Origin of the sequence: Pseudomonas sp. LG1E9, from assembly GCF_003290225.1 — a bacterium.
Lineage (GTDB): Bacteria > Pseudomonadota > Gammaproteobacteria > Pseudomonadales > Pseudomonadaceae > Aquipseudomonas > Aquipseudomonas cyclaminis.
The window spans coordinates 1,641,348-1,660,336 of sequence record NZ_CP029983.1 but is presented as its reverse complement, the minus strand read 5'-3'; the positions used below and the strand labels follow the sequence as shown (position 1 = coordinate 1,660,336).

The window sequence follows — 18,989 nt, the reverse complement described above, 5'->3', positions numbered from 1 at the left end:
TCTACGCTTGTCTGGTCCATCGATTGCAGAGGGCTCTGAATGAAAATGCTACCGCTACAAGCCGCCATGGCTGCCGCGCTGTTGAGCGTGGCTGTCGGCATTTCAGCCAAACCGCTGGTGGTCTGCACCGAAGCCAGCCCGGAGGGTTTTGACCCGGTCCTGTACACCACCGCCGTCACCGCCGATGCCGCCGCTGAAACCATGTTCAACCGTTTGGTGGACTTCAAGCCCGGCACCACCGAAGTAGTGCCTGCACTGGCCAAAGACCTGCCAGAGATCAGCGCCGATGGCCTGACCTACACGTTCCACCTGCGTGAAGACATCAAGTTCCACACCACCGACTACTTCAAACCCACGCGCAACCTGAATGCCGACGACGTGCTGTGGAGCTTCCAGCGCCAGCTGGACCCGAAACACCCGTGGCACAACAAGTCCGTCGTGGGCTACCCCTACTTTGAAAGCATGGGTTTCAAGGAACTGCTCAAGAGCGTAGAGAAGACTGACGATCACACCGTCGTCTTTACCCTGACCCGTCCTGAAGCACCGTTTCTGGCCGACCTGGGCATGGCGTTCTCGTCGATCCATTCCGCCGAATACGCCGACCAGTTGCTCAAATCCGGCAAGACCGATGACCTGAACGCCAAGCCGATCGGCACCGGGCCGTTCATCTTCACGCGCTACGCGAAGGACGCCCAGGTACGCTTCAAGGCCAACCCGGAGTATTTCCGTGGCAAGCCGGCGGCCGATCCGCTGATCCTGGCGGTCACCACCGACAACAATGTGCGCCTGCAGAAGCTCAAGGCCAACGAATGCCAGATCGCGCTGTTCCCCAAGCCCGATGACATTCCAAGCATCCGCAAAGACCCGAACCTCAAGGTCGACGAACTGGCGGCGATGACCACCAGCTACACCGCCATGAACACCACCCATAAGTACATGAGCGATGCACGGGTCCGCCACGCGATCAACATCGCATTCGACAAGGCCGGCTATACCGAAGCGCTGTTCGGCAAAGGCAATGCTGTGGTGGGCACCGGCCCTTATCCACCGACGTTGCTGGGGTTCAACACCAACCTGAAAAACCCGCCCCGTGACCTCGACAAGGCCCGCGCCCTGCTCAAGGAAGCCGGCGTACCGGAAGGCACTGAGTTCACCCTGTTCACCCGTAACGGCGGCGGCCCGACCAACCCCAACCCGATGCTCGGCGCCCAGCGCATGCAGGCGGATCTGGCGCAGGTTGGCCTGAAGGTCAATATCAAAGTCATGGAATGGGGCGAGATGCTCAAGCGCGCTAAAAACGGCGAGCACGACATGGTCTCGGCTGGCTGGGTCGGCGATAACGGCGACCCGGACAACTTCCTTACGCCCAACCTGAGTTGCGACGCTGCGAAAAACGGCGAAAACTACGCCCGCTGGTGTAACAAAGAGTTTCAGGCCCTGATCGACAAAGCCCGCGCAATTGATGAACCCGCGGCTCGGGCTGCGCTCTATGAACAAGCACAGGACGTTTTCGAAAAAGACCAACCATGGCTCCCCATGGCTTACCCGAAACTGTTCACCGCCATGCGCAAGAACGTAGAAGGCTTTACCCAAAGCCCTCTGGGTACAAATAACTTCGCCACTACCCAGGTGAAGTAAATAAGAGAAACGCTCGGCACCGCCCACTGGGACGGTGCCGAACCTGCCTAACCGGCTGATTGAGGTACACAACAAGATGTTTAGTTTTATTGCCCGCCGACTGGGGTTATTGATCCCCACGTTTTTCGGCATCACGTTGCTCACGTTTGCGTTGATTCGCATGATCCCTGGCGACCCCGTCGAAGTCATGATGGGCGAGCGGCGCGTCGACCCCGAGATGCACGCACAGGCAATGGAGCGCCTTGGCCTTAACAAGCCGTTGTATGCGCAATACCTGGACTATGTCGGCAAGCTCGCCCAGGGCGACCTTGGCGAATCGCTGCGTACCCGTACCAGCGTGTGGACCGAATTCACCGCCCTTTTCCCGGCGACCCTGGAACTGTCCATGGCCGCCCTGTTGTTCGCCGGTATCCTGGGCCTGTTGGCCGGGGTGATCGCGGCACTCAAGCGAGGATCCCTGTTCGACCATGGGGTGATGGGCATCTCCCTGGCGGGGTATTCGATGCCGATCTTCTGGTGGGGCCTGATCCTGATCATGTTTTTCTCGGTGAGCCTGGGCTGGACCCCGGTTTCCGGGCGCATCGACCTGCTCTACGACATCGAGCCGCGCACCGGCTTCATGCTGATCGATACCCTGCTGGCTGACGAGCCGGATGCATTCTGGGATGCGCTGCACCACTTGATCCTGCCGGCCATCGTGCTCGGCACCATCCCGCTGGCAGTGATCGCACGGATGACCCGTTCATCCATGCTCGAAGTGCTGCGTGAAGACTACATCCGTACTGCCAAGGCCAAAGGCCTGTCGCCGGCGCGCGTGGTATTCGTACACGGCCTGCGTAACGCGCTGATCCCGGTGCTCACGGTGGTCGGCCTGCAAGTCGGCACCCTGCTGGCCGGTGCGGTCCTGACCGAAACCATCTTCTCGTGGCCCGGCATCGGCAAATGGCTGATCGAAGCCATTGGCGCGCGGGACTACCCGGTAGTGCAAAACGGCATCCTGTTGATCGCCTGCCTGGTGATCCTGGTGAACTTCGTGGTGGATATCCTCTACGGCTTCGCCAACCCACGTATCCGTCACCAGCGCTGAGATCATGACCATGACCACACCTACTCAAGTGTCAGCAGTCGATCAAAGCCTGCTGTACCCGTCCCCGTACAAAGAATTCTGGCAAGCCTTCTCCAAGAACAAAGGCGCGGTTGCCGGCCTGCTGTTCATGTTGCTGATCGTGTTCTGCGCGATCTTCGCGCCGTGGGTGGCCCCGCATAACCCGAGCGAGCAATACCGCGACTTCCTGCTCACCCCGCCGGCCTGGCTGGAAGGCGGGCAGATGCAGTTCCTGCTCGGCACCGACGAGTTGGGCCGTGACCTGCTCTCGCGCCTGATCCAGGGCTCGCGCCTGTCGCTGCTGATCGGTTTGTCGTCGGTGGTGATGTCGCTGATCCCGGGCATCCTGCTGGGTCTGTTCGCCGGGTTCTTCCCGCGCCTGCTTGGCCCAACCATCATGCGCCTGATGGACATCATGCTGGCCCTGCCCTCGTTGCTGCTGGCCGTTGCCATTGTCGCAATCCTCGGCCCTGGCCTGATCAACACCGTGATCGCCATCGCTATCGTGTCGTTGCCGTCCTATGTGCGTCTGACCCGCGCGGCGGTGATGGGCGAGCTGAACCGTGACTACGTGACTGCCGCCCGCCTCGCCGGCGCCGGCCTGCCACGCCTGATGTTCATCACTGTGCTGCCCAACTGCATGGCGCCGCTGATCGTACAGGCCACCTTGAGTTTCTCTTCCGCGATTCTCGATGCCGCCGCGTTGGGCTTCCTCGGTCTGGGCGTTCAACCGCCAACCCCTGAGTGGGGCACCATGCTGGCTTCGGCCCGTGACTACATCGAACGCGCCTGGTGGGTAGTGAGCTTGCCTGGTTTGACCATTTTGCTCAGCGTGCTGGCAATCAACTTGATGGGTGACGGCCTGCGCGATGCGCTGGACCCGAAACTCAAGAACGCCGCCTGAGGAGATTCCCATGTCACTGTTAGAAATCAAGAATCTCAACGTACGCTTCGGCGACAAGACCGCCGTGCCGGTGGTCGATGGCCTCGACATTTCGGTCGACAAGGGCGAAGTCCTGGCGATCGTTGGCGAGTCCGGCTCGGGTAAATCCGTGACCATGATGGCGCTGATGGGCCTGATCGAGCACCCCGGCATCGTCACCGCCGACGCCCTGAACTTCGACGGCAAGGACATGCTCAAGCTGAGCAACCGCCAGCGCCGCAAGATCGTCGGCAAAGACCTGGCGATGGTGTTCCAGGACCCTATGACCGCACTGAACCCCAGCTACACCGTGGGTTTCCAGATCGAAGAAGTGCTGCGCCTGCACCTGAAAATGTCCGGCAAGCAAGCGCGTAAACGCGCCATCGAACTGCTCGAAAAAGTAGAAATCCCAGGTGCGGCCAGCCGCATGGACGCCTACCCGCACCAACTGTCCGGTGGCATGAGCCAGCGCGTGGCAATCGCCATGGCCATTGCCGGCGAGCCGAAACTGCTGATCGCGGATGAGCCGACCACTGCACTGGACGTGACCATCCAGGCGCAAATCATGGAGCTGCTGCTGGCCCTGCAAAAAGAACAGAACATGGGCCTGGTGCTGATCACCCACGACCTTGCCGTCGTGGCGGAAACCGCCCAGCGCGTGTGCGTGATGTACGCAGGCCAAGCGGTGGAAGTCGGCCAGGTGCCGCAACTGTTCGATATTCCGGCGCACCCTTACAGCGAAGCATTGCTCAAGGCGATCCCGGAACACAGCCTCGGCGCCACGCGCCTGGCCACGCTGCCGGGTATCGTGCCCGGCCGCTATGACCGCCCACAGGGCTGCCTGCTATCGCCGCGTTGCCCGTATGTGCAGGAATCCTGCCGCGCCCAGCGTCCCGGCCTTGATCCGAAAAGCAACAGCCTTGCGCGCTGCTTCTACCCCTTGAACCAGGAGGTGGCGTAATGGCCGTCGTTCTTACCGCCCGCGACCTCACCCGTCACTACGAAGTGTCCCGTGGCCTGTTCAAGGGCCACGCCCTGGTGCGCGCGCTCAATGGTGTGTCGTTCGAACTGGTAGCCGGCAAGACCCTCGCCGTTGTGGGCGAGTCGGGTTGCGGCAAATCCACCCTGGCCCGAGCGCTGACACTGATTGAAGAGCCGTCGTCCGGCTCGCTGAAAATCGCCGGCCAGGAAGTCGCCGGCGCCGACAAGGCCCAGCGCAAGCAACTGCGCAAAGACGTGCAGATGGTGTTCCAGAGCCCGTACGCTTCGTTGAACCCACGCCAGAAAGTCGGCGATCAACTTGGCGAGCCGCTGTTGATCAACACCAACCTGTCCGCCGCCGAACGCCGCGAGAAAGTGCAGGCGATGATGAAGCAAGTGGGCCTGCGCCCTGAGCACTATCAGCGCTACCCACACATGTTCTCCGGTGGTCAGCGCCAGCGCATCGCCCTGGCCCGCGCCATGATGCTGCAACCCAAAGTGCTGGTGGCGGACGAACCGACCTCGGCGCTGGACGTGTCGATCCAGGCGCAGGTGCTGAACCTGTTCATGGATCTGCAGCAGGAATTCAACACGGCCTACGTGTTCATTTCCCACAACCTGGCGGTGGTGCAGCACGTTGCCGATGACGTGATGGTGATGTACCTCGGCCGCCCGGTGGAAGTGGGCCCGAAGGAAGACATCTACGCCCGGCCTTTGCACCCGTACACCCAGGCGCTGCTGTCGGCCACCCCGACCATTCATCCGGATCCGAACAAACCGAAGATCAAAATCGTCGGCGAGTTGCCCAACCCACTGAACCCGCCGTCGGGTTGCGCATTCCACAAGCGCTGCCCGTATGCGACGGCACGCTGCAGCACTGAGGAGCCGCAGTTGCGCGCCTTGGATAACCGGCAGGTGGCGTGCCACTACGCGGAGCAGTTCGTCGCTTGAGTAACCCCCGTAGACGTCACCGGACAAGCGCAAGTTTTGGTTCGTAGCAGCTGCCGAGCCTTGGCGAGGCTGCGTAGCGGACGCATTGACACCCTGCGATCTGCGGGGCGCCAACGCAGCCTCGCTTGCGCTCGGCAGCTGCTACAACCCGAAAATTGCAGTTGCCCGGTGAGAGTCAAGACGGTATCTACCGGGGGCATTACATTGGAGTGATAACGCGTTCTACAGCCCTTCCCGCCAGGTTGCGCATCAGCCTGGCAGGAGGGGTTTTCTTTTTTTCGACTCAGGTGTCACCGTCGTCGTAGGTGTCGCTGGCTTCGCCCTCGTTGAGGGGGTTTTCCGGATCTTGCTCGTCCGTGGGCTGCGGTTGCGGCTGCCAACTGCCGGAGTTGACCTCGTTCTGTTTTTTCTTGGTGACCGGGCCGGTGTCTTTCCATTGGGGGGAGCCTGAGCCCGCCACTACCGGAAGAGCCGTCAGTCCCAAGGCTACGAGCAACACCAGGGGGATGGCGCGTTGAGCGTTTCGCACGGTGGTCTCCTTCTATAGTCGGTGCGTAAACGCTAGACCCGATGCAGGGTTCTCGCCAATTCCCCAGTCTTATGCAAAAAAAAGTGTGGGAGGGGGCAAGCCCCTCCCACACTTTTTCTGCGACGCTCAGGAATTAATGGTGCTCGCGCGTCGCACGGAATTTCACATCCGGCCAACGCTCTTCCATCAGCGCCAGGTTCACCCGTGTCGGCGCCAGGTAGGTCAGGTGACCGCCGCCGTCGACTGCCAGGTTTTCCACAGCCTTGTTGGAGAACTCTTCCAACTTCTTCTTATCGCTGCAATCGATCCAGCGCGCGGAGTACACGGTGATCGGCTCATACGAGCATTCGACCTTGTATTCCTCTTTCAGGCGGCTGGCCACCACATCGAACTGCAGCACACCCACGGCGCCGAGGATGATGTCGTTGCTGCGCTCGGGGAAGAACACCTGGGTGGCGCCCTCTTCCGCCAACTGCTGCAAGCCCTGGCGCAGTTGCTTGGATTTGAGCGGGTCGCGCAGGCGTACGCGGCGGAACAGTTCCGGGGCGAAGTGCGGGATGCCGGTGAAACCCAGCGCTTCGCCTTCGGTGAAGGTGTCGCCGATCTGGATGGTGCCGTGGTTGTGCAGGCCGATGATGTCGCCGGCGTAGGCTTCTTCGAGCTGTTCACGCTCGGAGGAGAAGAACGTCAGGGCGTCGCCGATGCGCACGTCCTTGCCGGTGCGCACGTGGCGCATCTTCATGCCTTTTTCGTATTTGCCGGAGCAGATACGCATGAAGGCGATACGGTCGCGGTGCTTGGGGTCCATGTTCGCCTGGATCTTGAACACGAAGCCGGTGAATTTCTCTTCGACCGGCTCAACCGTACGCTCGTTGGCCACACGGGCCAGGGGCTTTGGCGCCCAGTTCACGACGGCGTCAAGTACGTGGTCGACACCGAAGTTGCCCAGCGCGGTCCCGAAGAACACCGGGGTCAGTTGGCCGTCGAGGAATTCCTGCTGGTTGAACTCATGGCAGGCGCCCTGCACCAGTTCAAGCTGATCGACAAAACGGTCGTACTCGTCACCCAAGTGGGCGCGGGCTTCGTCCGAGTCGAGCTTCTCGATGATTTTCACATCGGTGCGTTCGTGACCGTGGCCGGCGGTGTAGACAATGATGTAGTCCTCGGCCAGGTGGTACACGCCCTTGAAATCGCGATAGCAACCAATCGGCCAGGTGATCGGCGCGGCCTTGATCTTCAGGACCGCTTCGATTTCATCCAGCAACTCGATGGGGTCGCGGATGTCGCGGTCGAGTTTGTTGATGAAGCTCACGATCGGCGTGTCACGCAGGCGGCACACGTCCATCAGCGCGATGGTCCGTGGCTCGACGCCTTTACCGCCGTCGAGGACCATCAAGGCCGAGTCCACCGCCGTCAGGGTGCGATAGGTGTCTTCGGAGAAGTCTTCGTGGCCCGGGGTGTCGAGCAGGTTGACCATATGGTCGCGATACGGGAACTGCATGACCGACGTGGTAATGGAAATACCCCGTTGCTTCTCCATCTCCATCCAGTCGGATGTGGCATGGCGGTCGGATTTGCGGGATTTCACCGTGCCGGCCACCGCGATTGCCTTGCCCATCAGCAGGAGCTTCTCGGTGATGGTGGTTTTACCGGCATCGGGGTGGGAAATAATGGCGAAAGTGCGGCGTTTCGCGACTTCGGCGGCCTGGTGGGTCATGGGAAATCGCCTGGCAGGTGAGTCAAAAAAGGGCGGCGAGTATAGCGCAAACCCCGGGGGCCGGACCACCGTTCACCCGATTGGGGGTGGCTAAATGCTGCCAAGTATGGAACCTTTTAAAAGGTAGAGACGTCCACTCCCCTGCTACCGCACTCGGAACAGGGGCTGATAAATCAGCAAGTTAGCCTGACGAGGCTGCGCTCATGGCTCGATTTGATACCGCGTTGCCGGTATTGGCGAGCTGCTTTTCGCGACCACATTTGCCGACAGCCAGGAATGGCATTGCCGCTCGGAAATGTGTTCGCCGACAAAAGAAAAAAGGAGTCCGCCTGTGGCTATTCGCTATGGCAAAGGGCTGATAGGAGGCGTGGTTGTCGTCGCGCTCCTGGCCCTGCTGGTCCACTGGATCGGCATCAACACGATCGAACTGTACCGCGACGATTTGTTGTTTTACCTGCAAGCACACCTGATCCTCGTTCTAGTCTCCATGCTGGCGGCCCTCGTTGTGGGCATCCCTGCCGGTATCCTGCTCAGCCGACCAAACATGGTCGGGCGTGCAGAACGCTTCATGCAGATCTTCAACATCGGCAACACCGTCCCGCCCCTGGCCGTACTGGCCATCGCCCTCGGCGTCCTCGGCATCGGCAGCGGCCCGGCCATCTTCGCGCTGTTCCTCGCCTCCCTCCTGCCCATCGTGCGCAACACCTACGAGGGCCTCAAAAACGTTCAAGGCTCACTCAAGGAAGCCGCCACCGGCATCGGCATGACGCCGCGCCAGGTGCTGTTTCGTGTGGAATTGCCCAACGCCGTGCCAATCATCATCGGCGGTGTGCGCGTGGCCCTGGCGATCAACGTGGGTACTGCACCGCTGGCGTTCCTGATCGGCGCCAACAGCCTGGGCAGCCTGATCTTCCCCGGCATCGCCCTGAACAATCAGCCGCAATTGCTGCTCGGCGCCGCGTGCACCGCGTTGCTGGCATTGCTGCTCGACGGTCTGGTGACCATGGCCAGCCGCCTCTGGCTGGAACGCGGGTTGCGTCCGTCTTAAGGCCTGGCAAAGGAATTCACATGAAAAAACTGACATTGATATTGAGCTGCGTCCTGCTGTTCGCAGGTTTTGCGCAAGCCGCCGAGAAACCGGTGATCCGCATCGGCGCCCGAGTGTTCACCGAGCAGACCCTGCTCGCCGAAATCACGTCCCAGTACCTGCGCGCCAAGGGCTACGACACCCAGGTGACCGGCGGCCTGGGCAGCAACCTGGCGCGCAGTGCCCAGGAAAGCGGGCAACTGGATCTGATCTGGGAGTACACCGGCGTGTCCCTGGTGGCTTACAACCATGTGGACGAGAAGCTCGACAGCGAACAGTCCTACGCTCGGGTGAAAGAACTCGACGCGAAAAAAGGCCTGGTCTGGCTCTCGCCGTCGCGCTTCAGCAACACCTACGCCCTGGCATTGCCGGAGAAGGTCGCCGAAGAACATCCTGACATCAACAGCATCAGCGACCTCACCAAAGCCATGGCCCAGGAGACCAAAGAGCATCGCCTGGTCGCCCTGGACACCGAGTTCGCCAACCGCTCCGACGGCCTGGCCGGCATGGTCAAGCTGTACGACATGAACCTCACGCGCAAAAACACTCGGCAGATGGACGCGGGCCTGGTCTACACCGCCTTGCGCAATGGCCAGGTGTTTGCCGGCCTGGTCTACACCACCGACGGTCGCCTCAACGCCTTCAAGCTCAAGCTGCTGGCGGATGACATGCACTACTTCCCGGACTACACCGCAGCACCCGTGGTGCGTCAGGAATACCTCGACAAGCATCCGCAACTGGCTGCCGAACTCAAGCCACTGGCCACGCTGTTCGACGACGAAACCATGCGCCAGCTGAATGCGCGGGTCGACGTCGACCATGAGAGCCCGTCCGCTGTTGCCGCCGATTTCCTGCGCCAACATCCGATCAACTAAAGAAGGAGAAGACATGGAATTCCTGAACGCCTTTTCCCATCTTGATTGGGCACAAGTCCTGCACCTGACCTGGCAGCACATCACCCTGGTTGGCATTGCCGTGATCCTGGCGATTGTCGTGGGCGTGCCCCTCGGCGTGCTGATGACGCGCTTTCCGACCTTGGCCGGCCCGCTGCAAGCCAGCGCCACGGTGCTGCTGACCGTGCCGTCCATCGCCCTGTTCGGCCTGCTGCTGCCGTTCTACTCCAAATTCGGCCAGGGCCTGGGCCCGATGCCGGCGATCACCGCCGTGTTCCTCTACTCCCTGTTGCCGATCATGCGTAACACCTACCTCGCCCTGACCGGCGTTGAACCGGGCATTCGCGAGGCCGCCAAAGGCATCGGCATGACTTTCGGCCAGCGCCTGCGCATGGTCGAACTGCCGATTGCGGTGCCGGTGATCCTCGCCGGTGTGCGCACCGCCGTGGTGATGAACATTGGTGTGATGACCATCGCCGCCACCATCGGTGCCGGTGGCCTGGGTGTACTTATTCTGGCTTCCATCAGCCGCAGCGACATGTCGATGCTGATTGTTGGCGCCGTGCTGGTCAGTCTCCTGGCCATCTTCGCCGACCTGCTTCTGCAATGGCTGCAACGCTCGCTGACTCCAAAAGGATTGCTCAAATGATCGAACTTCAAAACCTGTCCAAGACCTTTCAAAGCAACGGCAAGACCATTACTGCCGTCAACGATGTCAGCCTGACCGTCAATGAAGGCGAGATTTGCGTGTTCCTCGGCCCGTCGGGCTGCGGCAAAAGCACCACGCTGAAGATGATCAACCGCCTGATCAAGCCTTCCTCGGGCAAGATCCTGATCAACGGCGAAGACACCACCGACCTGGATGAAGTGACCCTGCGTCGCAACATCGGCTACGTGATCCAGCAGATCGGCCTGTTCCCCAACATGACCATCGAGGAAAACATCGTGGTCGTGCCCAAGCTGCTGGGCTGGGACAAACAGAAATGCCACGACCGCGCCCGCGAGTTGATGAGCATGATCAAGCTGGAACCCAAGCAGTACCTGCATCGCTACCCCCGTGAGTTGTCCGGTGGCCAGCAGCAGCGGATCGGCGTGATCCGCGCACTGGCGGCCGATGCGCCGTTGCTACTGATGGATGAGCCGTTCGGCGCGGTCGACCCGATCAACCGCGAGATGATCCAGAACGAGTTCTTCGAGATGCAGCGCGCGCTGAACAAGACCGTGATCATGGTCAGCCACGACATCGACGAAGCCATCAAGCTGGGTGACAAAATCGCGATCTTCCGCGGCGGCAAGCTGCTGCAGATCGACCATCCAGACACGCTTTTGGCGCACCCGGCTGACGAGTTCGTCAGCAACTTCGTGGGCCAGGACAGCACCCTCAAGCGCCTGCTGCTGGTGAAGGCCGAAGACGCGGCAGACAACGCCCCGTCGGTGAGCCCGGAAACCCCGGTGGCCGATGCCCTGGAACTGATGGACGAAACCGACCGTCGCTATGTGGTGGTCACCTGTGCCGAGAACAAGGCACTGGGGTATGTACGACGTCGCGACCTGCACCGTCAGACCGGTACCTGCGGCCAATACCTGCGCGAGTTCAACGCCACGGCGGCGTATGACGAGCATTTGCGCATCCTGTTGTCGCGCATGTACGAATTCAACCGCTCGTGGCTGCCGGTGATGGATGCGGAGCGGGTGTTCCTGGGGGAAGTGACGCAGGAGTCGATTGCCGAATACCTGAGCTCCGGCAAGTCCCGTGGCGGCAAGACCAGCATCGTGTCGCCTGCCGAGACCGCACTGGCGTGATGAGAGCTGTCGCCGCCGCACGACCGGCGGCGACAGTCCTTAGGTTACGTCCTGATATTGACGCTATTGGGGTTGCACCGACTGTCCCCCTCCAGCTTCATGATCACGTCATGAGCCACATACGGACGTGCAGGCTCAAGGCTCCAGGTCTCTTTGTTCGCGGCAATGAACGGAGAGTCCAAATGGCATGCCAGTTGGCGACGCATGCTGCTGCCCATATTGTCGAAGTTCCAGGGTTTACTCATGTCGTGGGCTGCCAGATTGGCCAACTCCGCGTACACCACATCGGTTTTACCGACGCCGGCCTTCCTGCCGCATTCAGTAGGGGTGACTTTGAGTGATGCGATGGTGCCCAACACGGGTTCTACGTAATTGTCCGTCCATTCGACGCTTTCGATGTACTTATCACATGACCGTGGATCGTCCGGCTCGGGGGCCTCTGGAGACTGGTCATCGCTAATGTAGATAAACGTGGCGTCCTCTCCTGTGTTTTTAGGCATTTCCTGATGGATGACCGGCTTCCAGGTATTCCCTTGCGCCAGCCACCTGCGCTGATCATCCCGGGCAAGCTCTCGAGCCTCAAACACCCTGCCATCGGAATGAATAACCCCCACCCAACTGACGTAGATAAAGGCCATGATCGGCAGTTGCTTATAGGTTTTATTGACCTCCAGCGACGGATTAAGAGGCGCATCAAACTGAGGTCGGGTTGCCGCCCAATCGCGGTTCCAATACTTATTATCGGGCCAAGTCAACAGGCGCAACTCTGTTTGCGTCACTTGTGCATCAACCTTGTCAGCAGCCTCATTGGCCAATAACTTTCGAGCCTCGACAAATGTATTAAAAGCATCCGCCTTATTATAAGTACCAAAATAGTCATTCACCGTATCAAAGCCACACTGATACTGATGAGATTTAAGACTCGGCTGAGTGGGCTGACGATGAAAGTGCTCCAACCACGCACTGGCATTGCTGATACCCAATTTTTGGCAATAGTCTTCGACAGCCTCAAGTGTATTAAGATTTTCCTGATAGTCCGCGCACCCGGCGTCAGTCCGATTACCCGTCCATGAGTCAATTGGAAAGGCACACAGCACTTTTAGTTTAAATTCAGTCTTAGTGTCGACAAAGTCATTTGGCTTCAAGGCAAACCCGTTGAATTTGTTAAGACCGAGGCCGTCATAGCTGGTATCCGTCCTCAGATAGGAAACCGACACCCCTCTGTTCGAGAGATTGGGCGGCCCTAAGCCGCCGGCTTCGAGACTATGGGAGTAAGGGCTTGGGTCCCATGGAAGATAACTTTGCTTGCTGGCGATTCCTCGCAACATGATGCCAGAACATTCCGATGCCAACCTGCCGCTACCACAATCGCGGGCGGTAAAGTTGTATAAATACTTCATCATTTTCGCCGCATCAGTGCCTGGACTCGCATACACATAAGTCGAACTCATTGACAAACCACAGACCAGCCACAATATGACGGTGGTTCTTTTTCCTTTGTTGTTCATGGCCAATACCTCGCCGTTAATGGATGAGATACCAGCCTTAAAACAAAAAAACACTACTATTGCGCGCACATTTTCACACACGCACATAACCACGATTCGTAAAAAACCTGCTTTAGGACCGGCTACTTTCACAGTCGACTAACTGCAAACTCAGTATTCACTGGGTATGCAAATCTGGCTACTGTCATACCTTACAGGTCACCGTCATTACTTATATTTTTTCTGGATAACCGAAGGATCCTCCATCGCGCCAATGACTATGCCCACTGCACCGCCAGTGCAAGCTACGCAACGATCATTTCGCGGCCCCATGCCTGAGGAGGGGAACATCTGCCTGTCATGAGGGTCGGTTAAAACGTACCTCAGCCACGCACCGCGACGAACGCGTGCAAAAACGCGACATTTTTAGTTGATCTCAAGCCCCTCACGCCCTAAAGTTCGCGCCGAACGTCCATGCTGGAAACGATCCATCCGGCTCAAGTACTGACGACGAGACAGCAAGGCCAAGGGAAGCGTCTATTCCCATGGCCTTTTTGCTTTCGGCGACATGCCTTGGGAAGTAGGCGAACCAAAGTGGGGATACGGAGGACGTTCATTTGCACCCATTGCTAATTTCAGTTTGCCCTTAGGAGTCCCCAGCATGTCGATCAACGTCGAAGATTATTTCGCGCGCGCCACTTTTGACAAAATGAAGGCGTTCGCCGACAAGCAAGAAACCCCGTTCGTGGTGATCGACACCGCGATGATCAGCCAGGCCTACGACGACCTGCGCGCCGGTTTCGAATTCGCCAAGGTGTATTACGCCGTCAAGGCCAACCCAGCCGTCGAGATCATCGACCTGTTGAAAGACAAGGGGTCGAGCTTCGACATCGCGTCGATCTACGAGCTGGACAAGGTCATGGACCGTGGCGTCAGCGCCGACCGTATCAGCTACGGCAACACCATCAAGAAATCCAAGGACATCCGCTACTTCTACGAGAAGGGCGTGCGTCTGTTCTCGACCGACTCCGAAGCCGACCTGCGCAACATCGCCAAGGCTGCGCCGGGTTCGAAAGTGTATGTGCGTATCCTCACCGAAGGCTCGACCACGGCTGACTGGCCTTTGTCGCGCAAATTCGGCTGCCAGACCGACATGGCCATGGACCTGCTGATCCTGGCGCGCGACCTGGGCCTGGTGCCTTACGGCATCTCGTTCCACGTGGGTTCGCAGCAGCGCGACATCAGCGTGTGGGACGCGGCGATCGCCAAGGTCAAAGTGATCTTCGAACGCCTGAAAGAAGAAGACAACATCCATCTCAAGCTGATCAACATGGGCGGCGGCTTCCCGGCCAACTACATCACCCGCACCAACAGCCTGGAAACCTACGCTGAAGAAATCATCCGTTTCCTCAAGGAAGACTTCGGCGACGACCTGCCGGAAATCATCCTGGAGCCGGGCCGTTCGTTGATCGCCAACGCCGGTATCCTGGTCAGTGAAGTGGTGTTGGTCGCACGTAAATCCCGTACCGCCGTCGAGCGTTGGGTGTACACAGACGTGGGTAAATTCTCCGGCTTGATCGAAACCATGGACGAAGCCATCAAGTTCCCGATCTGGACCGAAAAGAAAGGCGAGATGGAAGAAGTGGTTATCGCCGGCCCAACCTGCGACAGCGCCGACATCATGTACGAGAACTACAAGTACGGCCTGCCGCTGAACCTGGCCATCGGTGACCGTTTGTACTGGCTGTCGACCGGCGCCTACACCACCAGCTACAGCGCGGTTGAGTTCAATGGCTTCCCGCCGTTGAAGTCGTTTTATGTTTAACAGCAGCCGCAAGTTTTAAGCTGCAAACCGCAAGAAAAACCCATGACGTGTCATGGGTTTTTTTATGCCTCCGGAAGGCTGGCGGCGCGTTGTCGGTAGGCCTCGGCCATCGCGCGAATCGGCGGGTCGTTGGCCGCCGCCAGCGCCTTGTGGGCCACCCGCAAAAACTTCAGATTGCCGCCGGCAAGCGCTTTGTGCAGCCACTCCAGCGCCGTCTCGACCTGGCCTCTATCCGCCAGCACCGCCGCATAACTGAACTGCCCACGGAAATCCCCGCCTTCGGCTGAGCGGCGATACCAGTCCACAGCGGCCTGCGGGTCCCTCGGGCAATACTGACCGTCTTCCAGGTAGCGCCCCAGCAGGTTCATCGACTTGGCGTGGCCCTGCTCCGCCGCCCGACGATAGAAGGACAATGCTTGCGGCTGATCCTCAGCAACACCGCGACCGGTCGCCAGCAGGTTTGCGTAGTTGTATTGCCCCCAATCCAGCCCCGCCTCGGCGGCCAGACGGTATTGCTGCGCCGCCGCGGCCGCATCCGCCGGGCAGCCCCAGCCATGCTCCAGGCAACGCCCGGCCATATTGCGCGCCATCAGATGACCGCCCTGCGCCACGATGCGGAACCAGCGCAACGCCAGCGCTTCATCGCGGGCAATGCCGCGCCCTTCCAGCAGGATTTGCCCGAGCAGGGCCTGGGCATCCACCACGCCCTCCTTGGCCGCGATCAGGATCGCTTGGGCGGCGCGCACTGGCGCGTCGTCGAGCATGTTCTGCAATTGTTCGACATTGAGCACTTCCTGGCGGCGTAACAAAAAGCCCATCTCAGACCTCGACCCAGCGACGCAACAGGTTGTGGTAAGTGCCGGTGAGCTGGATCAACGCGGGGTGGTCGGGTACATCCGCGGTCAGTTGCCGGATCGCGCCGTCCATCTCGAACAGCAACGTGCGCTGGCTGTCTTCGCGCACCAGGCTTTGGGTCCAGAAGAATGAGGCATAACGCGCGCCACGGGTCACGGCGTTGACTTTGTGCAGGCTGGAGCCGGGGTACAGCACCATGTCGCCGGCGGGCAACTTGACCCGTTGCACGCCAAAGGTGTCCTGGATCTCCAGTTCGCCGCCGTCGTACTCATCCGGATCGCTGAAGAACAGGGTGGACGACAGGTCCGTACGCACCCGTTCGTGGCTGCCTTTGGGCTGGCGCACGGCGTTGTCGATATGGAAGTCGAAACTGCCGCCTGCGGTGTAGCAGTTGAGCAACGGCGGGAACACCTTGTGGGGTAACGCCGCTGACATAAACAGCGGGTTCTGCCACAACCGTTCGAGCATCGCCGCACCGATTTCCTTGGCCAACGGGTGGCCTTCGGGCAATTGCAGATTGTGTTTGGCTTTGGCGGATTGATGCCCGGCGGTGAGTTTGCCGTCGGCCCAATCGGCGTCTTCCAGGGCTTGGCGGATGCGCTGCACTTCCTCGCGAGAGAACAGGCCGGGAATGTGCAGCAACATGAGGCAATACCTGTAGGCAAGGAGGCGCTAATGGTATTGATTCTTATCCGACCTGTAAAACGCCGTGACGGACGAGTTCGTAAAAACCGTAAGCAAAAAGTGTAAAGAATGTAAATTCAGTGCAATTAGCAATGTATCGCAATTGATATGAAGTCTTGTTCACCCTATATTCCGCGGCCTCACATCCTTGGGGAAAGGACACGTCATGTCGCGCACCATTATAAAAACATCTGCCAGTTCACCGCGTTTGCTGGCCTCGGCCATCGGCGTGGCCCTCGGTGCCAGCTCCGTCGCCCATCTGGCGCAAGCGGCCGAAGACACCGAACAGAAAGGCCAGCGCGACAGCATCTCCCTGGGTGCCACCAGCATCACCGGGGAAGAACAGGACGCCACGTCCTACCAAGTCGAAAAAGCCTCTTCGCAGAAATACACCGCGCCGCTGGTGGACACGCCGCGCTCGGTCACCGTCGTGCCGCAACAAGTGCTCAAAGACACCGCCGCTACCTCGTTGCAGGATGCCCTGCGCACCGTACCGGGGATTACCTTCGGCGCCGGCGAAGGCGGCAACCCCCAGGGCGACCGACCGTTCATCCGGGGTTTCGACGCCCAGGGCGACACTTACCTGGACGGCGTGCGCGACACTGGCGGCCAGAGTCGTGAGATTTTCGACATCGAGTCCATCGAAGTCAGCAAAGGCCCGAACTCCTCGTTTGGCGGTCGCGGTTCGGCCGGTGGCAGCCTCAACCTGGTGAGCAAGACGCCGCAAGCCCGAGACTTCACCAACGGCGGCTTCACCTACGGTTCCGACCAGACCCGTCGCTACGTGCTCGACGTGAACCGCCAGTTCCTCGACGACAGCGCCGCGTTCCGCCTGAACCTCATGACCCACGAGCAGAACGTGGCCGGCCGTGACGCCGTCAATTACGACCGTTGGGGCGTGGCGCCATCGCTGACCTTTGGCCTGGGCACCCCAACCCGCGTCAACCTCAGCTACTACCACATGGAAAGCAACGACCTGCCGGACTCGGGCATTCCCTACGGCTACAGCTCGTCGACCGCCACCACCCACGGGCACGACAAACCCAATGACGGCGGCGACAGCAACAACTTCTACGGCCTTAAAGATCGGGATTTCCGCAAGACCCGCGCCGATATCAGCACCGTCTCCATCGAGCACGACCTGAACGACAGCATGACGCTGAAAAACACCCTGCGTCATGGCAGCACCGGGCAGGACTACATCCTGACCCAGCCGGATGACAGCAAGCTCAACGTCAACCGTTTCGGCACCGTATGGCGTCGCGCCAACAGCCGCGTCTCCACAACGACGACGACCACCAACCAGACCGATCTGTTTGGCAGTTTCCAGGCACTGGGCTTCAAGCACAGCTACTCCACCGGCCTGGAATTCACGGGTGAAGAAACCCGCGTGAGCAGCTACACCATCAGCCCGAACGCCAACCCCACCGGCGGCTGCACCGTGGCCGGCGGCAGCCAAGGCGGCCAGTGCACCTCGCTGAGCAACCCGAACCCGGATGACGCCTGGAACGGCAGCATCGCGCGCAACTACAACGGCACCAATACCAAGGCCACCAGCCGCGCCGCCTATGTGTTCGACACCATCGAACTGGACCCGAAATGGCTGCTGAACGTCGGCCTGCGCTACGACACCTTTGACACCGAAGCCAACACCAACGCCGTCCCTAGCGCGACCGTGAAGGCGCGGAGCAAGATCAAGGAAGACAGTCAGTTCTTCAACTGGCAGGCCGGCCTGGTCTGGAAGCCGGTGGAAAACGCCAGCGTCTATGCCTCGTACGCCACCTCGGCCACCCCTGCCGGCGGCCTGGTCGGCGAAGGCTCCGATGGCAACCCGCTGTCCGCTGGCGCGGCCAGCAGCGATCTGCAACCGGAAGAAACCGTCAACTACGAACTGGGCACCAAGTGGGATCTGTTCCACGACCGCCTCTCGCTGACCGCTGCAGTGTTCCGTACCGAGAAGAAAAACACGCGCATCCTGGTGGACGCCCTCACCTACCAGAACGCCGGTGAATCCCAGGTAGACGGTATCGAGTTGTCCGCCAGCGGCAAAATCACTGATCAGTGGCAAGTGTTCGCGGGCTACAGCTACCTGGACAGCGAGCTGGTCAAAGCGGGCCGTAACGGGCGCAACGGTGTCATCAGCGCCGGTTCCAACGAAGGCAACCAGATGCCCAACACGCCGAAGAACAGCTTCAGCCTGTGGACCACCTACGCCATCACACCCAAGCTGACCATCGGTGGCGGCGCGTTCTACGTCGATGACGTCTACGGCGATGTGGGTAACACGGTCTACGTGCCGTCCTATACCCGCTACGACGCCATGGCCAGCTACAAGCTGACCAAAAACATCGACCTGCAATTGAACGTGCAAAATCTCACGGACAAGACCTATTACGACAAAGCGTTCTCAACGCACTTCGCCAACCAGGCGGCTGGGCGCACGGCGCTGGTGTCCACCAGCTTCCACTTCTAGACACCGCTTCACGTAGCACAAAGCCCCACGCATCGGATG

At 59.9% G+C, this 18,989-nt stretch carries 16 protein-coding genes; 11 read left to right on the top strand and 5 right to left on the bottom strand.

Going from position 1 to position 18,989, the window contains the following annotated elements; translation table 11 throughout:
- The first annotated feature begins 39 nt into the window (after positions 1-39).
- From DNK50_RS07785 to DNK50_RS07765, 5 genes are all read left to right on the top strand, one after another.
- Entirely contained in the window at positions 40-1,638 is a 1,599-nt protein-coding gene (locus tag DNK50_RS07785) for an ABC transporter substrate-binding protein (RefSeq protein ID WP_099587074.1), read from the top strand.
- A 76-nt stretch (positions 1,639-1,714) separates the two neighbouring features.
- Entirely contained in the window at positions 1,715-2,725 is a 1,011-nt protein-coding gene (locus DNK50_RS07780; protein WP_003171721.1) for an ABC transporter permease subunit, read from the top strand.
- Between the two features lie 10 nt (positions 2,726-2,735).
- On the top strand, positions 2,736-3,647 hold the full coding sequence (locus tag DNK50_RS07775; protein ID WP_003188486.1) for an ABC transporter permease subunit: 912 nt from the start codon (positions 2,736-2,738) through the stop codon (positions 3,645-3,647).
- Between the two features lie 10 nt (positions 3,648-3,657).
- Positions 3,658-4,626 (top strand): ABC transporter ATP-binding protein, encoded by a 969-nt coding sequence (locus DNK50_RS07770; protein WP_099587073.1) that lies wholly within the window; start codon positions 3,658-3,660, stop codon positions 4,624-4,626.
- Complete coding sequence (locus DNK50_RS07765) at positions 4,626-5,597, top strand: peptide ABC transporter ATP-binding protein (RefSeq protein ID WP_112193443.1); 972 nt, start codon at positions 4,626-4,628, stop codon at positions 5,595-5,597. Before DNK50_RS07770 ends, DNK50_RS07765 begins: the two co-directional genes overlap by 1 nt.
- A 283-nt stretch (positions 5,598-5,880) precedes the next feature.
- Here DNK50_RS07765 and DNK50_RS07760 read toward each other — a convergent pair whose 3' ends face one another.
- Positions 5,881-6,126 carry a hypothetical protein gene (locus DNK50_RS07760; protein ID WP_112193441.1) on the bottom strand — a complete coding sequence of 82 codons (246 nt, stop codon included), beginning with the start codon at positions 6,124-6,126 and terminating at the stop codon, positions 5,881-5,883.
- Positions 6,127-6,259: 133 nt separating this feature from the next.
- Entirely contained in the window at positions 6,260-7,843 is a 1,584-nt protein-coding gene (locus tag DNK50_RS07755; RefSeq protein ID WP_099587071.1) for a peptide chain release factor 3, read from the bottom strand.
- A 331-nt stretch (positions 7,844-8,174) separates the two neighbouring features.
- Here DNK50_RS07755 and DNK50_RS07750 point away from each other — a divergent pair, with 331 nt between their 5' ends.
- Genes DNK50_RS07750 through DNK50_RS07735 form a run of 4 tightly spaced genes read left to right on the top strand, consistent with a single transcriptional unit; the run spans position 8,175 to position 11,626 of the window.
- Positions 8,175-8,891, top strand: coding sequence for an ABC transporter permease (locus tag DNK50_RS07750; RefSeq protein WP_027604862.1), 717 nt, complete (start codon positions 8,175-8,177; stop codon positions 8,889-8,891).
- 20 nt (positions 8,892-8,911) lie between these two features.
- On the top strand, positions 8,912-9,805 hold the full coding sequence (locus DNK50_RS07745; RefSeq protein WP_112193439.1) for a glycine betaine ABC transporter substrate-binding protein: 894 nt from the start codon (positions 8,912-8,914) through the stop codon (positions 9,803-9,805).
- Positions 9,806-9,818: 13 nt separating this feature from the next.
- Positions 9,819-10,472 (top strand): ABC transporter permease, encoded by a 654-nt coding sequence (locus tag DNK50_RS07740; RefSeq protein WP_027604864.1) that lies wholly within the window; start codon positions 9,819-9,821, stop codon positions 10,470-10,472.
- Positions 10,469-11,626, top strand: coding sequence for a betaine/proline/choline family ABC transporter ATP-binding protein (locus tag DNK50_RS07735; protein WP_112193437.1), 1,158 nt, complete (start codon positions 10,469-10,471; stop codon positions 11,624-11,626). Before DNK50_RS07740 ends, DNK50_RS07735 begins: the two co-directional genes overlap by 4 nt.
- 44 nt (positions 11,627-11,670) lie before the next feature.
- Here the strand turns inward: DNK50_RS07735 and DNK50_RS07730 are convergent, their stop codons facing one another.
- Complete coding sequence (locus DNK50_RS07730; RefSeq protein WP_112196904.1) at positions 11,671-13,134, bottom strand: DUF2599 domain-containing protein; 1,464 nt, start codon at positions 13,132-13,134, stop codon at positions 11,671-11,673.
- 640 nt (positions 13,135-13,774) lie between these two features.
- Between DNK50_RS07730 and DNK50_RS07725 the strand changes: the two genes are divergently transcribed.
- The gene (locus DNK50_RS07725; protein ID WP_032886216.1) at positions 13,775-14,938 is read left to right on the top strand and encodes a type III PLP-dependent enzyme; all 1,164 of its coding nucleotides are present in this window, start codon (positions 13,775-13,777) and stop codon (positions 14,936-14,938) included.
- A gap of 62 nt (positions 14,939-15,000) precedes the next feature.
- Here the strand turns inward: DNK50_RS07725 and DNK50_RS07720 are convergent, their stop codons facing one another.
- Both DNK50_RS07720 and DNK50_RS07715 read right to left on the bottom strand, forming a co-directional pair.
- The gene (locus DNK50_RS07720; RefSeq protein ID WP_112193436.1) at positions 15,001-15,756 is read right to left on the bottom strand and encodes a tetratricopeptide repeat protein; all 756 of its coding nucleotides are present in this window, start codon (positions 15,754-15,756) and stop codon (positions 15,001-15,003) included.
- A gap of 1 nt (position 15,757) precedes the next feature.
- Positions 15,758-16,438, bottom strand: a complete 681-nt coding sequence (locus DNK50_RS07715) for a Fe2+-dependent dioxygenase (protein WP_112193435.1) — start codon at positions 16,436-16,438, stop codon at positions 15,758-15,760.
- Between the two features lie 205 nt (positions 16,439-16,643).
- Here DNK50_RS07715 and DNK50_RS07710 point away from each other — a divergent pair, with 205 nt between their 5' ends.
- Positions 16,644-18,950, top strand: a complete 2,307-nt coding sequence (locus tag DNK50_RS07710; RefSeq protein ID WP_112193433.1) for a TonB-dependent siderophore receptor — start codon at positions 16,644-16,646, stop codon at positions 18,948-18,950.
- The last annotated feature ends 39 nt before the right edge of the window (positions 18,951-18,989 follow it).